Below are 14,337 nucleotides of genomic sequence, written 5' to 3' on the forward strand. Positions count from 1 at the left end.
CCATGCTCGGATCCCCCTACGCCACCCGTCGTCGACGCCCCGGCCGGGGTCGCTCCTCGCGCTACGCCAGCCACCGGGCGCCCCGCCGACGCTTCGGCTCGCTGGTGCTGCTCGTCGTCGTGCTCTTCTTGCTCTACCTGGCGATCCAGGGGCTCCGGCCAGCGCCGAGCGCCTCGGCCCGCCTGACGGCCAGCGTGCAGAAGGTGCCCGGTCACCTCTCCCTCCCCTGGCCCTCCCAGGGCGGCGCGGCCCTGGCCGTCGACGGGACCGGCTTCGTGGGGGTCGCTGGATCGGAGCAGCCCGCCCCGATCGCCTCCATCGCGAAGGTGATGACCTCGGTGGTGGTCCTCCACGACCACCCCCTCGGCGCCGGCCAGCCCGGTCCGACGATCACGATCACCCCGCGGGACGTGGCCGAGTACCAGCAGGACGTGGCAACCCAGCAGTCGGTGCTGAAGGTCGCCGCCGGTGAGCAGCTGAGCGAGGTGCAGGCCCTCGAGGGACTGCTGATCCCCTCGGCGAACAACATCGCCCATGTCCTGGCCCGCTGGGACGCCGGGTCGACGTCGGCCTTCGTGGCGAAGATGAACGCCGAGGCGCAGGCCCTCGGTCTGCGCCACACCCACTTCGTCAGCCCCTCGGGCCTGAACCCTGGCACGGTCTCGACCCCGGCCGACCTGGTGCGGCTCGGCGAGGTGGCCATGGCCAACCCGGTGTTCGCCTCGATCGTGGCTATGCCCCAGGTGACCCTGCCCGTGGCTGGCACGGTCGAGAACTACGACTACGACCTGGACCACCACGGCTTCATCGGCATCAAGACCGGCTCGGACAGCCAGGCCGGCGGCTGCTTCCTCTTCGACGCCGTGGTCTCCACCCCGGCCGGCCGAGAGCACGTGATCGGGGCGGTCCTCGGCCAGCAGACCCCGCCGATCATCGAGAGCGCGCTGAACGCCGCCACCGCCCTGGTCCAGGCGCTGCGACCCGAGCTGCGCTCGGTCACGTTGCTCCGAAGCGGCCAGGTAGTCGGGAGCATCGAGACCCCCTGGGGTGCGAGCAGCCCGGTGGTCATCGACCAGGGGGTCAACGTGGTGGGTTGGCCGGGCCTGCAGCCCCAGCTGCACTTCCAGCCGGCGCCGCTGGGCTCCTCGGTCCGGGCGGGCCAGCGGGTGGGGACGGTGGTGCTCGACGCCGCCGGCCACACCTGGCGGCTCCCGGCCCTGGCCGAACGGGCCGTGGGCGGGCCGGGACTGGGCTTCCGGCTGACGAACCTCTGAGGCGGGTCCGGGCGGCCGAGCCCGACACCAGGGCCCCGAGGGGACACCCCGCGCCCGGGGTCCGCTCCGGGGCCCCGTGGTCGTTGCCCGCTTGCGGAATACCGTTCGGCGTCCCAGCGTTTGTACAGGTGAGCGGTCCGGAGGGCCCCGGTGCGGGCTCCTAGTCGAGTGAGCGCCGCCGGTGCCCCCCGAGTCGCAGCGGGTAGTGCAGGAGCGTGCTGCCCGCCCGCGGCGGACGGGCAGCGGAAGGGAGGTGGCGATGCACTTCTTCGCCGTGTTCCTGTTCTTCGCCTTCGGCGTGATGGGCCTCACGATGCTCGGTGAGCGCCTCTACCGGAGGCTCCGGGAGGGCCGAGCGTTCGTGTCGCTCGCCTGGGGTGTGGCACTGGCCTGGCTGGCCAACCTGAGCATGTGGACCGGCTGGCATGTGGGCGACCTGCGCTACGGTTGGGTCGGCACGACCCTGACCGGCCTGGCCCTGGGCGGGAGCGCCCTGCTGCTCCACGCCATCCTGGGGTTCTTCGCCGGCCTGCACCGGAAGTTCGACGACCAGGCCGAGCAGCTGGAGCGGGGCGAGGCGGAGATCCGGCGGATCGCCTGAGCACCGGCAAAGAGCTCGTCGGTGCCCAGCCGCCGATGCTCGTCGGCTCCGTGCTTCGGCGCCCGGGACCGAGGGTCCCGGGCGCCGGCGCGTGGCGGGAAGGGCAGCTCGACGGTCCCGCCGACGTCTGTCGCCTGGCGCCGACTCGGCGCGAGCGGCGAGCCCGACCAGGACCCGGGTTTGCCTGGCCAGGTACTGCGCTGGGTACCGTGCCGCCATGGCTGAGGGCACCAGACGAGCCTACGGACCGGCGGGCGACGTCACCGTGCTGCTCTGTCGCCACGGTCGGACGGCCCTGAACGCCAGAGGGGTCCTCCGGGGACGTCTGGACCCGCCGTTGGACGAGGCCGGTCACGCGGAAGTCGAGGCCCTGGCGAAGGCGTTGGTGCCGTGGCGGCCCGGTCGAATCCTGGCCAGCCCCCGGCGACGAGCCCTGCAGACCGCCCAGGCAGTGGCCTCGGTGGTGGGCCTCGCCGTGGAGGTCGACCCGCGGCTGGACGATCGGGACTACGGCGAGTGGGCAGGCCTGGCGGCTGCCGACCTCGAAGCGCGGTTCGGGTCGGTCGGCGCTGCGCCCGGCGTGGAGAGCGAGGAGGCCGTCGTCGCTCGGGCGAGGCGGGCCCTGGTCGAGGCCGCGACCGAGGCGGCCGGCACCACGGTGGTGCTGGTGGCGCACGAGGTCGTGAACCGCCTGCTGCTGTGCTCCCTCGATCCCACCCTGGGTGACCCAGCCCACCTCCCCCAGCCGACCGGCTGTTTCAACGTCGTCGAGTGGGCGGGTGGGCGCTGGCGGGTCGACGTGGTGGGTCGGGTGCCGACGGGGCACCGAGCGACCTGAGCTTGCGGGCCGCAGGAGGCGACCCGCTCGATTCCCCGCGGGACCGGCGCCCACGGGCTACCATGGAGAACGCCGGATGAGGCTCCGGTGGCAGCCGGCCCTCGGCGCCGAACCGCCCAACCGGGCTGATGGCCTCTACTCCAGACGTCGGTCGTGTGGAGGAGGGGTCGGGAGCCAGTGGCGCTGAGCCCGGTGGTGATCCAGGCAGCCCAGGTCCTCACGGTAGCGGTGTTCGCGCCGTTCGTGAGCGGTGTCCTGGCGAAGATCGAAGCCCTGGGCCAGGGCCGTCGTGGTCCCCGCGTTCTCCAGCCCTATTACGACCTCGTGAAGCTGCTCCGCAAGGAAATCCTTGTACCGGAGCCCGCCAGCTGGGTCTTCCTGGTCGCCCCAGCCTTGGCCGTTGCGTGCTTCCTCACCGTTCCGATCCTGATCCCCGTCCTGACGAGCTATCCGTTGCCCCTTGGCATCATGGGAGACATCCTTGCCGGCGGCTTCGTCCTCTCCCTCGGCGGCTTCGCCCTGGCACTGGGGTCGGCCGAAACCGGCAGCCCCTACCCGCAGCTGGGTTCGAGTCGGGCTATGACCTTCGGTGCCTTGATCGAGCCCGCGATCCTCTTCGTCACCTTCACCGTTGCCCTGACGACCGGTACCGATCTCCCCTACGCCGAAGGAGACGCCGTCCGGGCCAGCCTCGCCCAGGCCCTCAGTCCTGCTCATGTCCTCGTCATGGTGGCCTTCTTTCTCGTCGTCTTGAACGACACAGGACGGATTCCGGTCGAGACCCATGCGAGCACCCTGGAGCTGGGCATGATCGACGAGGCTCGCACCATGGAGTGGTCTGGACCCTTACTGGCCCTGGTGCGCTTCGGCTCGATGGTGAAGCAGTTCGTGCTCTACGTCATCCTCATCGACGTCTTCACCGCACCCTGGGGCTTGGCGGGGAGCAGGTCGCCAGGGGCGATCGGGCTCGCGGTGGTTGCCCTGATCGGCAAGGCCCTGGCAGTGGGCACGGTCTTCACGCTCATCGACAACAGCTTCTCGAAGCTCCGGCTCTTCAAGCTGACGGAGTTCATGGCTGCGGTATTCCTCCTCGCGGTGCTCGCTGTCATGGTCGATCTGGCAGGTCTCGGATGAGCCCGGGGGTGCTGGCGGCCGAGTCGGGAGTCGGCTCGTTCCAGTCGTTCTCCGTTGCGTTGACGGTTGCGGTGCTGCTTTGCGAGTTCGCCATGCTCCGAGCTCCCCTCTCGCGCTCCCAGGTCCGCATCTACGCCGTGCAGTCCCTCCTGGTGAGCGGCCTGGCCGCCGACGTCGCGATTGCTCGCCACATACCCGACCTCTTCGCCATCGTCGGCCTTTCCTTGGTCCTCAAGGTCGTCGTCATCCCACTGATCGTGCTGCGCCTGATCTCCGAGGCCGTTGTCGATCTCGTTCCGAGCCACCGACTGGGTGTTGCCACCATGGTCCTGCTGGGTCTTGTGGCCGCAGGCATCGGCCTGTTCGTCGTCGGGGCTGTCCACGTTCATTCTCGAACGCTGCCGACGGCATCGTTCGGGCTGTCGGCATCGGCCGTCCTGGTGGCCTTCCTGCTCGTCGTCTTGCGGGCCGACGTGGTCTCGCAAGCCGTCGGCTTCTTCGCCCTCGAGAACGCGATCTCGGTGGCGAGCCTGGTCGTGGCAGCCGGCCTCCCCCTGATCGTCGAGGTCGCGTTCTTCTTCGATCTGCTGGTCGCTGTCGTCGTCTTCGGGGTCCTCATGCGAGTCCACCACCGTCGCACCGGAACCCTGTCGACGTCCGCGCTGGACGAACTGCGAGGCTGACCGTGGCCTATGCCTTGCTGGCCCTGCTCGTCGCCCCGGCCCTCGCCGCCGTGGTCTCGGTGTTCCTGCCGCGCTGGGCAGTGGAGGCCCTGGCCGTGGTGGTTGGCGGGGGCAGCTTCGCGGTCGCCATCATCCTGGTGGGCAACCCTCGGGTCGATGCCCTCAACGGCTGGCTCTCGGTGGACGCCTTGGCCGTGGTCTTCCTGCTCGCAGTGAGCTTCCTCTACTTCCTCACCATGGTCTTCACCATCGGTTACCTGCGGGCCGAGGACCAGTCCACCGAGACCTGGCGGCGGGGTCGGCTGCTGTTCGTCGGTCTCCACTTGTTCTGTTGGGCCATGCTTGTCGCGCCACTCATGAGCAGTCTGGCCCTGCTCTGGGTGGCCATCGAAGTCACGACCGTCGTCTCGGCTCTGCTCGTGGCTCTCGACGGGACCAAGCGCGCCTCAGAGGCGGCGTGGAAGTACGTCCTGATCGCCTCGATGGGCTTGGGGATCGCCTTGCTCGGCACCGTTGTCCTCTACTACGCGGGGAGCGCTGTCCTCGGAACGCACTACGACCTCTTCTTCACGCAGGTCCTGCGGGCCGCCCACCGCCTTCCGCCGCAGGTCGTCCGGCTGGCTGACGTTCTGGCCGTGGTCGGCTTCGGCACCAAGGTCGGTTGGGTGCCGATGCACACCTGGCTCCCCGACGCCCACAGCGAGGCGCCCACCCCGGTCTCGACGCTGTTGTCCGGAGCGCTCCTCGCGGTCAGCTTCTACGCTGTTCTGCGCTACTTCGAGATCACCGAGCGCGCTGTCGGAGCGGGCTTCCCCCGTGCGGTCCTCCTCGGCTTCGGCCTCGCCTCGCTTCTGCTCGCCGCGTTGAGCGTGGCCGGCCAACGAGACGTCAAGCGTCTGCTGGCCTACTCCAGCATCGAGCACATGGGCATCTTGGCAGTCGGGATGAGCTTCGGTGCGACGGTCGCAGTGGCCGGCGTCCTCCTCCAGGTCCTTGGGCACGCCGCTGCCAAGGGCACGTCGTTCTTCGGGGCCGGCACCCTCCTGCGACGATTCGGGACCAAGGACCTCGGCCGGATCAAGGGCGCGATCAGCCTGCTGCCCCGAAGCGGCCCCATGCTGGTCCTGGCTCTCCTCGGCCTCTCCGGGCTCCCACCGTTCGGCATCTTCCGCAGCGAGCTCATGATCGTCGAAGGCGGCCTCCTGGACCCCGACGGCTCCGCCGTGGTGGTCGTGGTCGTCCTGGTCCTGCTCGCCTTCGCCGGGCTGCTCTGGACGACCGGGCGGGCCTTGCTCTCCCCGGCCGCCAGGCCGCGACCGGCCAGAGCATCCGAACCGAGTCGATGGATGGCTGGCGCCATGTTCCTCGGGTTGGTCGGTCTGGCCGTCCTCGGCGTGCACCCCCCGGAACAGTTGCTCGTGCTCTTGGACCACGCAGCGCGACAGCTCGGAGCGGGTCGATGATCGGTTGGGAGGAAGGGACGCTCGGCGAGCAGGTCGAGTACGTCGAGCCGGCTGTCTTCGCTGACGCGATCGCCGAGGCGGTCGAGGAAAGCGGAAGCCTGGCTGGGCTCTTCTTCTTCGGTGATGCCGACGGGCAGGTCGAGCTCCGAGCTGTGCTCGCCGACGGGGGCGACCTCCGACAGCTCGTCGCCGTCCTCCCACCAACCAGTCGGCGCTACCCGGCCGTGGGTCGGCTGGTCGAAGCCGCGGTTCGCTACGAACGCCTGGCCACAGAGCGATTCGGCATCGAGCCCGAGGGCCTGCCGCCCCAACGGCCTCTCGCGAGGCCGACCCTGCGGGATGGGGAGCGCCGTTCGGCTCCGGTGCCCGGCCTGTTCGCGCTTCCCTATGGGCCCGTTCGCTCCGGGGTGTTCGAGTCCGTGGAGTGGGTGCTCTCGACCCGGGGCGAGGAGATCCTTGGGTTGTTCCCCGAGGTACGGCCCAAGCGCCGGGGAATCGAGCAGGCCTTTGAGGGTCGGAGCCCGGAGGAGGCAGTAGTGGTCGCGGAGCGGGTCGAGGGCACGGCGTGCATCGCCGAGGCCCTGGCCATGGCAGGGGCGCTCGAACGGCTGAGCGGGATAGAGGTGCCCCGTCCAGCCGCGCTGGCGCGGCTCGTGCATGCGGAACTTGAGCGGATCGCCACCCACCTTTCCTCGATGGTTCGGCACTGCGAGGGCGCAGGGCAGGCGGTGGCCCAAGCCCGCCTGGCCACCCACCGGGAGACGGTGCTCCGCCTCCGGGCCGCCCTCTGCGGTCACCGTTTCGGTCGGGGCGTCGTGGTGCCCGGTGGGGTCACCGGCCCGCCCATGGCGTCGCCGCGCGACGTTCAGAAGACACTCGAGCGTCTCGAGGACGCCCTCTCGGCCGATCTCGACCTGCTCATGACGACGCCCTCGTTCCTGGACCGGCTGCGAGGCACGGGGCTTCTCCATCTCGATGAGGTTGTCACGCTCGGTGCGTTGGGCCCGGTCGCCCGAGGCTCCGGTGTGAGCGATGACGTGCGGCACAATCGACCGACGAAGTGCTACGAGGAGCTGGGATTCAGGCCCGCGGTCGCCAGCGAGGGTGACGCCCTGGCCCGACAGCAGGTGCGGGTCGAGGAGGTCCGCGAGAGCTTCCGGTTGCTTCGCGCCGTCCTGGCGGAACTGGCCGACGGATCGGGGTGGCAGTGGGCGACCCGACCCTGGCGGGTCCCGCTGTCGCCGAGGGACGGGACAGCGCTGGGGTGGGCCGAGTCGCCCCAGGGGGAAGTCCTGACCATGGTCGAGGTCCAAGGCGGCCGGGTACGGCGGGCCGCTCCCCGACCGGCGTCCTTCCACAACGTCGACCTGTTCCCCGCGGCATTCAAGGGCGACATCTTCACCGACTTCGTCTTCATCGAGGCCAGTTTCGGCCTCAGCATCGCAGGAGCTGCTGGCTGATGCGCTGGGTCACCCGAGGCCTGCGGAACGGGATCGTCACGACGCGGTACCCGGCCCGTGCGGACAATTACGGTCCTGGCTACCGGGGCGCCGTGGCCGTGACCGACGCGGCGGCCGCCTCGGAGGAGGAAGCTGAGGCGCTGTGCCGTGCGTGCCCGAGCGGGGCCATTCGACGGAGGGGCGCCCGGATCTTGCTGGACCAGGGAGCCTGCGTTCTCTGCGGCCGCTGCGTGGAGCTGGCGCCGACACGGGTCGGCTTCGCTCCCAGCGTCGAGGTCGCCTGCACGAGCCGTCGCACCCTGGTCGTTCCATCGTCTCCGCATCCTGTAGCCGGCGCCAGCCAGAGCCCGATCCGGCGCCCGGGACGGCGACGATGGCCGTTCCGACGGTCGGTCCACGTTCGGCACGTGGACGCCGGGTCGGACGGTCTGGAGGAGGAAGAGATCCTCGCCTTGACGAACCCGGTCTATGACGTCCAGCGACTGGGCATCTTCTTCACCGCCAGTCCCCGCCATGCCGACCTCCTGCTGGTCACGGGATCCGGCGTGCCCGGGATGGTCGACGCGCTCTGGGAGACCTACGAGGCCATGCCCCAGCCGCGTCTCGTCGTCGCTGTGGGCACCGACGCGGTGAGCGGCGGGTTCCTTGGCGCCGGAGGCGTTGACCGCTTCGTGCCCGTCGACGTCTACGTCCCGGGATCCCCGCCGAGTCCGTTCAGCATCCTGCACGGCATCCTCCTGGCCATCGGTCAGCTTCAGGAAGGAGACGGCGGTTGAGCGCGCCGACGCTGCTCCTGGTGGCGCTGTGCTGCTGGACAGCGGGCGCCGTCATCGACCTGGTCGTCGGGGCAGGGCGCCTGGCTGGTCGGGTGACGCCCTACCTGCTCGCGACCGTCGGGGCCGCGTTCGAGCTAGCGGCCGGCGTCCAGGCAGTGGCGAGCCCGCCTCGGACTCTGGTCGTGGGCGACGTCCTTGCCGTACCCACCCTGGTCCGCGTGGATGGCCTGGCCGGCGCGTTCTTGGTCCTGCTCGGTGCCCTCGGGGTCTGTGTGAGCGCGGCGATGACCAGTTGGGTGGTGCCGGAGGGACGCGTCCGGGGTCACGGCACCGGCGCCGGGTTCACGCTGCTCCTCGGGGCGGTAGCGGTCGTGGTGGTAGCCGGCGACGCGTTCACCTTTCTGTTTGCCTGGGAGTCCGTTACCGTGGCCCTCTTCGCGCTGAGCGGCGTTCGTCGCCGCGGCCGGGACACGGTCCGGGGAAGCTGGGCGGTCGGAGTGTTCGGCAAGGCTTCGGGCGCTGCGCTCTTGCTCGGGATCTTCCTGCTGGTGGGAAGGGCTCATGGCCAGCTGGCGCTCAGCGCCTTCGCTCATCTGGCCCCCTCGGGAACCCTCGATGCGGCCTGGCTCCTCTTGGTCCTGGGTTTTGGTGCCAAAGTCGGGCTGGTTCCCTTCGAGGTCTGGCTGCCGCCTGGTTACCGGGCCGCTCCCGGGCCCGCTCGGGCCGCCATGGCGGGGCTCGCCGCGAACATCGGCTACTACGGCCTGTGGCGCTTCCTCGGTCTGCTACGGCCCCCTCCGCTGTGGCTGGACCTGACGGTTCTCCTGGCCGGTGGTCTCACGGGACTCCTGGGTATCACCTTCGCAGCAGTGGAGCGCCGATTGGCGCGTCTTGTGGCCGGCTCGTCCGTAGAGAACGCCGGGCTCATCCTGGTGGGCTACGGGACGGCCATGGTCGGCCGGACCGTCGGGGCGACGCCGCTCGAGGCGCTCGGCCTGTTGGCGGCGAGCCTCCAGTTGGTAGCGCATGCCGTGGCCAAGAGCGGCGTGTTCGCTGCCTCGGCGTTCGTGGAGAGCGATGCCGGGACGGACGATCTCGACGAGCTCCGGGGCGTCCGGCGCGACCACCCGTTCAGCGCAGCCGTCGTGGCCGTTTGTTCCCTGAGCCTGGCAGGCCTCCCCCCCACCGTCGGCTTCGTCTCGGAGTGGTTCGTGCTCGAGAGCCTCATGCAGGAGTTTCGGTTGCACCGGCTAGACGCCCAGCTCGCCATGGCGACCACCGGCGCCTTGGTCGCGCTGACGGCCGGACTCGCGGCGTTCACCTTCGCCCGCCTGGTCGGCCTGAGCGTCCTCGGAGGGGTGGCCGGGGGTCGAGCCCGACCCCGGCGGAGCGATGGCGGGATCGTCGGCGGCGGCGGTCTTCTCCTGCTCGGGGGAAGTTCGCTGGGACTCGGGGCAGCCGCGCCGTGGCTCATCCGAGGCATCGCGCTGGGCCTGGTGCCGGTGGTCCCTGCTGGGCTCGTCAAGGGCGCGCTGCGGTCGCCGGCGGTCCTGCAGCCGGTCTACGCCGGCTTCTCGATCCTCTCGCCGTCGTGGCTCTTCGTCGTGCTCCCTCTGGGCACCGTGGTCGTCGGGGGCTTGACCTGGGCGGCGAGCAGGAGCTGCCGAATCCGACGTGTCCCGCCGTGGCGCTCCGCGGGTGATCGGATCGTCCTGACGGAGGGTTACAGCAGCTTCGGCTACGCCCAGGCGGTGCGGCACGTGCTGGCGAACGTGCTCGGAGCTCGACGCGAACGGGTCCGGTTGCCCAACGGGCGCGAGGTCCCGGTGCGCACGAGCGTACGTGAACCGGTCCAGACCTACCTCTACCGCCCGGCTCGGCTCCTCGCCCGGCATGCGGTGGCAGGAGCGAAGGCCTTGCAGAGCGGTCGGCTGGACCTCTATGTACTCTTCTTGTTCGGCGCGTTGGTGGCAGTGCTCCTGGTAGCCGTGGCGGTGCATTGATGACTGTCGTCGTCGTGGATGCTGCGGTCGACCCTCCGCCGGAGCTTGAGCGCGCCGGTGCGATTCGACCGGTCCGGAGTGAGCTGACCATCGACGGCCAGTCGTGCCCGGTGTCTGCGACGGCCGGCTGGCAGGCCCTCCTCGCTGGTCGCTCCGTGGTGACGGCTCCCCCCTCGGCGCTGGTCCTTGCCGATGCCTACAACAAGTCACCGGTGCCGGCCGCCGGCGTGCATGTCTCCTCGAAGCTCAGTGCGACCTATGCCATGGCTCGGCAGGTGGTTGATGCACAGAAGGCAGCGGTGCTCGTCGTGGACTCAGGCTCGATGGCAGCGGGGGCCGGTCTGGTCGTGCTGGGGGTGCTCGAGGAGCTTCGGCGCGGCGAGGTCGCCGAGGCCGCCAGGGTTCCCGACCGGGTCAGGACCTACGTGCTCGTCGCGCAGCCCCGCTGGCTGGAACAGAGCGGACACGCCAGCCTGCTGCCCGCTGGCGGTCCGTCTCGGCACCCGCTCGTCGGCCTCGTCCACGGGCGGGCCTTCGTGCTCGGCGAGTCCCGCAGCTGGGAGCAGGGCGTGCGCCAGCTGACGCGGCAGGCGGCACGCCTCCTGGACCAGCCTGGATCCCGCTGGGCCTGCTCGCTCGCCCCTGGTCCTCGAGGGGAGGAGACCGAGGCCGCGACCATCCTGCGGGCGATGATCGGATCCGGGCCAGTCTTCGTGGCGCGGCTCAATCCCGTCGTGGGAGCGCACCTGGGCCCCGCCAGCGTGGTGCTCGCGGTCCTGGGACCCCGATGAGCCCGGGGGTCAGAGCGCCACGCCCACGGCGACCCCGGCGGCCGCGGCCAGGAGCCCGAGCAGGAGGCTGCCGCCGACGTAGAGCGTCCCGAGGAGCAGGTCGCCGTCCTGCACGAGGCGGACCGTCTCGTAGCTGAAGGTCGAGAAGGTCGTTAGAGCGCCGCAGAAGCCGGTGCCCACGCCGGCGTCGACCGCTGGGGGGAGGCGACCGGCCAGGGCGAGCCCGGCGAGGAAGCCGAGAAGGAGGGAACCGGCGAGGTTCACCAGGAGGGTGCCGGCCGGAAAGCGACCCGGTCGGCGGGTCGCGAGGAGCCGGTCGACCAGGTAGCGCGCCGGGGCGCCGACTGCGCCGCCGAGGGCGACCGCAAGCCAGAGCCCGGCGCTCACGGCAGGCTGCCCCCGAGAACGAGGACAGGCTGTTGCACGATCACGAGCGAGCCTGCGAGGTCGCCGAGCTCCTTGCGGAAGCGATCGATTCGGGTCGGGCGATCGACGGCCTCGAAGACCGCCGGGGCGTCGTCGCGCAGGAGGTGCCGGTGTCGCAGGAGGCCGGTGGTCCCGAATCCGACCTCGGCCTGCCTGACCGTCGCTCCGGCGAGGCCCATGGCCCGGGCCCGCTGGAGCAGCTCGCTGATCAGGTCGTGGTGTCGGTAGTGGTCGTCGACCCGGCACCAGATGCGAAGGCGGGCGGCGGGCTCCCACGACCATGCGCCGAGTCCGCCTGCAGCGAGCTCAACCATGGCGCGCCTCGAGTTCGTCCGCCAACCAGCGTTCGACGCCGAGGGCGGCCTTCGAGAGCAGCAGGCCGAGGAGCACAGCGACGAGCCCTCCGACCACGCTCAGCCCGAGGTACAAGGCAGCGGTACCGAGATGATGGCTCCGCACCAGCAAGACCTCCTCGACCATCCAAGTCGAGAAGGTCGTGTAGGCGCCGATGAAGCCGGTGCCGATCAGCAGACGGGGCAGCCGAGCGCGGGGAAATCCGACCAGGAGCAGGCCCAGGAGGAACCCGAGCACGATGCTGCCCGAGAGGTTCACCACGAGCGTCGCCCAGGGCAGGGTTCCGCTCGGCGTCGACCACGCCAGGAGGAGGAGGTTCCGCAACAGTGCCCCAAGGGCACCGCCCAGGGCGACAACAGCGACCGTCGCCCACTGCCGCTTACGCCGAGCTCGAGCGGGCCGCCCGGCGCTGGTCCTCGACGCCACCTGCCGGAGATGACCCTCAGCCACGTTCGTCCCCACGGCCATGCTGCCCCTGGTCGACCCCTTGATCACGAACGAACCAGGAGCCATCAGCCCAAAGGCGGTTCCGGCGGGCCCCATCGCCTTGGCACCACTTTAGTGGCCCTCGTCTGCCGAGGACCACCTAGGCTTGGTGGCTTGAGTCCTCCGAACGACGGGAGGGCCGTCGGGCAGCGGGAGGGAGTGCATGGCTACGGCTGTCGAGCGCCGAGGAGGAGAGTGCGAACGGGCCAGGCGGCTGGTCGTCTATGCCACCGAGGAGGACCGGGTCGGCAAGGAGCCGCTGTGGTCCTGGCTCGTGGAGCAGGCGAGAGAGCTCGGTCTGGCCGGCGCAACGGTCTGGCGAGGCGTCGACGGTCTGGGTCGCTCGGGGAGGTTGCGTTCGGACCGATTCCCCGACGCCGACGACGGTTTCCCCATGGTCGTTGAGGTCGTCGACGCCGCCGAGCGCATTGGGCGCCTCCTCGAGGAGCTCGTGGCAGTCGAGCCCGACGTGTTGGCAACCCTCGAGGAGGTCGACCTCTACCGGCCAGAGGCGCCGTCGCACCCGTTGGACGAGTCCGGTGACCACTGAGCTCGGGTGGCTCGACAGGCCGAGCTGGCCGGCAGGGGCAGCCGGTGGCGCCAGCGGGCCACCCCTGCGTAGGTGAGGGCCGCGAGGACCCGCACACCGGGCAGCTCGATTGCCCGCCCAAGCAGCGCCCAGGGCCAGCGAGCAGTCCGGAGGGCCCCGGCCGCGGCGAGGTGGCCCCGCAGGAGCCGACCGTCGGGCAGGACCAGGTAGGCGGCCCGGCGGACGTCGCCGATGGCCAGGCCCAGGCGGGCGAGGCCGGTCGAGCCGAGGTCCTGCCAGGCGGCGGCCTCAAGGGAGCCGGGGGCCCGGGCGAGGACCCAGGCGGCCGCTGCGCGGCAGAGGCCGCAGTCCCCGTCGTAGATCACCAGCGCAGGGCCGGCCCTCGACTCGGGCACGGTGCCTGGCCTCAGCGTCCTGCCGGCTCGGGGCCGACGCGGACGAGCATCTTGCCGAGGTTGGTGCCCTCGAAGAGGCCGAGGAACGCCTCCGGGAGCCGCTCGAAGCCCTCCACGATCGTGCTGTCGGCCTGGACCCGCCCTTCGGCCAGCCAGCGGCGCATGGCCGCCTCGAAGGCCGGTCGGCGGGCCTCGTAGTCGCCGACGATGAAGCCCCGGAGGGTGAGACGCCGGCCGATGGCCAGGGCCAGGTTGCGGGGACCGGGCCGGGGGGCCTCGTCGTTGTACTGAGCGATCGCCCCGCAGAGCACCACCCGACCACCGACGGTCATGAGGCCGAGCGCGGCCTCAAGCTGGTCGCCCCCGACGTTGTCGAAGAAGAGGTCCACGCCATCGGGCGCGGCCTGGCGCAGCGCCCGGGGAAGGTCCCCGGCCCGGTAGTCGATGGCCTGGTCGAAGCCGAGCTCCCGGAGCCGGGCCACCTTCTGGGCTCCCCCGGCGACCCCCACGACCCGGCAGCCGGCGAGCTTGGCGATCTGGCCGGCCACGCTTCCCACGGCCCCGGCGGCTCCGGTCACCAGGACCGTCTCGCCGGGTCGCAGGCCGCCGACGTCGGTCAAGCCGACGTAGGCCGTGAACCCGGTCATGCCGAGGGGCCCGAGGTGGGCCTCGAGGGGTTCCCCGTGGCGCTCGAGGCGGCGGAGCCTGCGGGCGGGGAGGACGTCGAGCTCGCGCCAGCGGAGCATGCCGGTCACGACGTCGCCGGGGGCGAAGCCGGCGTCGGGGCCGGCGGCCTCGACGGTGGCGATGCCGAAGCCCTCAATGGGGGCACCGAGGGCGAAGGGGGGCACGTAGGACGGCCGGTCGTCCATGCGGCCCCGCATGTAGGGGTCGACCGAGAGCAGGACCGGGCGGATCTCGACCTCCCCCGGGCCGGGGGGCGCCAGGGTGACCTCGGCCAGGCCGAAGCAGTCCTGCCCCGGGCGACCGACGGGTCGGCGGTCCAGACGGATCTCGCGGGTGATGCTCACGGGCTGCCCCCCTTGCTCGACGGGTTCGACGGCGCTGGAGCCTAGAGGCGAAGGGACGGCGCCCGATCGCCC

General features: G+C 71.1%; 16 protein-coding genes and 1 riboswitch. Of the genes, 11 read left to right on the forward strand and 5 right to left on the reverse strand.

Going from position 1 to position 14,337, the window contains the following annotated elements:
- The first annotated feature begins 2 nt into the window (after positions 1 to 2).
- The 10 genes from Acit_RS04065 (at position 3) to Acit_RS04110 (ending at position 11,023) form a co-directional block, all read left to right on the forward strand.
- Entirely contained in the window at positions 3 to 1,274 is a 1,272-nt protein-coding gene (locus tag Acit_RS04065) for a D-alanyl-D-alanine carboxypeptidase family protein (protein WP_248105964.1), read from the forward strand.
- 259 nt (positions 1,275 to 1,533) lie between these two features.
- Positions 1,534 to 1,875 carry a hypothetical protein gene (locus Acit_RS04070; RefSeq protein WP_248105966.1) on the forward strand — a complete coding sequence of 114 codons (342 nt, stop codon included), beginning with the start codon at positions 1,534 to 1,536 and terminating at the stop codon, positions 1,873 to 1,875.
- 217 nt (positions 1,876 to 2,092) lie between these two features.
- Entirely contained in the window at positions 2,093 to 2,713 is a 621-nt protein-coding gene (locus tag Acit_RS04075) for a histidine phosphatase family protein (protein ID WP_248105968.1), read from the forward strand.
- 177 nt (positions 2,714 to 2,890) lie between these two features.
- A complete protein-coding gene (locus Acit_RS04080; protein ID WP_248105970.1) occupies positions 2,891 to 3,847 on the forward strand; it encodes a respiratory chain complex I subunit 1 family protein in 957 nt (318 codons plus the stop codon).
- Positions 3,848 to 3,855: 8 nt separating this feature from the next.
- Positions 3,856 to 4,530 (forward strand): hypothetical protein, encoded by a 675-nt coding sequence (locus tag Acit_RS04085; RefSeq protein ID WP_248105972.1) that lies wholly within the window; start codon positions 3,856 to 3,858, stop codon positions 4,528 to 4,530.
- A 2-nt stretch (positions 4,531 to 4,532) separates the two neighbouring features.
- Positions 4,533 to 5,993: a proton-conducting transporter transmembrane domain-containing protein gene (locus Acit_RS04090; RefSeq protein WP_248105974.1), complete on the forward strand. Its 1,461-nt coding sequence runs from the start codon at positions 4,533 to 4,535 to the stop codon at positions 5,991 to 5,993.
- Positions 5,990 to 7,453, forward strand: a complete 1,464-nt coding sequence (locus Acit_RS04095) for a hydrogenase large subunit (protein WP_248105975.1) — start codon at positions 5,990 to 5,992, stop codon at positions 7,451 to 7,453. The genes Acit_RS04090 and Acit_RS04095 overlap by 4 nt, the downstream gene beginning before the upstream one ends.
- Before the next feature lie 407 nt (positions 7,454 to 7,860).
- A complete protein-coding gene (locus Acit_RS13490) occupies positions 7,861 to 8,229 on the forward strand; it encodes an NADH-quinone oxidoreductase subunit B family protein (protein WP_248105977.1) in 369 nt (122 codons plus the stop codon).
- Positions 8,226 to 10,232 (forward strand): proton-conducting transporter transmembrane domain-containing protein, encoded by a 2,007-nt coding sequence (locus tag Acit_RS04105; protein ID WP_248105979.1) that lies wholly within the window; start codon positions 8,226 to 8,228, stop codon positions 10,230 to 10,232. The genes Acit_RS13490 and Acit_RS04105 overlap by 4 nt, the downstream gene beginning before the upstream one ends.
- Positions 10,232 to 11,023 carry a DegV family protein gene (locus Acit_RS04110; RefSeq protein ID WP_248105981.1) on the forward strand — a complete coding sequence of 264 codons (792 nt, stop codon included), beginning with the start codon at positions 10,232 to 10,234 and terminating at the stop codon, positions 11,021 to 11,023. The genes Acit_RS04105 and Acit_RS04110 overlap by 1 nt, the downstream gene beginning before the upstream one ends.
- A 9-nt stretch (positions 11,024 to 11,032) precedes the next feature.
- Here the strand turns inward: Acit_RS04110 and crcB are convergent, their stop codons facing one another.
- Genes crcB through Acit_RS04125 form a run of 3 tightly spaced genes read right to left on the reverse strand, consistent with a single transcriptional unit; the run spans position 11,033 to position 12,271 of the window.
- Positions 11,033 to 11,410, reverse strand: a complete 378-nt coding sequence (gene crcB / locus Acit_RS04115; RefSeq protein ID WP_248105997.1) for a fluoride efflux transporter CrcB — start codon at positions 11,408 to 11,410, stop codon at positions 11,033 to 11,035.
- Positions 11,407 to 11,763 (reverse strand): DUF190 domain-containing protein, encoded by a 357-nt coding sequence (locus Acit_RS04120; RefSeq protein WP_248106000.1) that lies wholly within the window; start codon positions 11,761 to 11,763, stop codon positions 11,407 to 11,409. Before Acit_RS04120 ends, crcB begins: the two co-directional genes overlap by 4 nt.
- Complete coding sequence (locus Acit_RS04125; RefSeq protein WP_248106001.1) at positions 11,756 to 12,271, reverse strand: FluC/FEX family fluoride channel; 516 nt, start codon at positions 12,269 to 12,271, stop codon at positions 11,756 to 11,758. Before Acit_RS04125 ends, Acit_RS04120 begins: the two co-directional genes overlap by 8 nt.
- 28 nt (positions 12,272 to 12,299) lie before the next feature.
- Positions 12,300 to 12,359, reverse strand: a riboswitch (Fluoride riboswitch).
- A gap of 93 nt (positions 12,360 to 12,452) precedes the next feature.
- On the opposite strand from Acit_RS04125, the gene Acit_RS04130 reads away from it, so the two are divergent.
- Positions 12,453 to 12,839, forward strand: coding sequence for a DUF190 domain-containing protein (locus Acit_RS04130; protein WP_248106010.1), 387 nt, complete (start codon positions 12,453 to 12,455; stop codon positions 12,837 to 12,839).
- On the opposite strand, the gene Acit_RS04135 is transcribed toward Acit_RS04130, so the two are convergent.
- Together Acit_RS04135 and Acit_RS04140 are read right to left on the reverse strand one after the other, a co-directional pair.
- Complete coding sequence (locus Acit_RS04135; RefSeq protein ID WP_248106012.1) at positions 12,788 to 13,234, reverse strand: thiol-disulfide oxidoreductase DCC family protein; 447 nt, start codon at positions 13,232 to 13,234, stop codon at positions 12,788 to 12,790. The two genes, Acit_RS04130 and Acit_RS04135, sit on opposite strands and share 52 nt — an antisense overlap.
- Before the next feature lie 11 nt (positions 13,235 to 13,245).
- The gene (locus Acit_RS04140) at positions 13,246 to 14,265 is read right to left on the reverse strand and encodes an NADP-dependent oxidoreductase (RefSeq protein WP_248106013.1); all 1,020 of its coding nucleotides are present in this window, start codon (positions 14,263 to 14,265) and stop codon (positions 13,246 to 13,248) included.
- Between the last annotated feature and the right edge of the window lie 72 nt (positions 14,266 to 14,337).

This window comes from Aciditerrimonas ferrireducens (genome assembly GCF_023130475.1).
Taxonomy (GTDB): Bacteria; Actinomycetota; Acidimicrobiia; order Acidimicrobiales; family UBA8190; genus Aciditerrimonas; species Aciditerrimonas ferrireducens.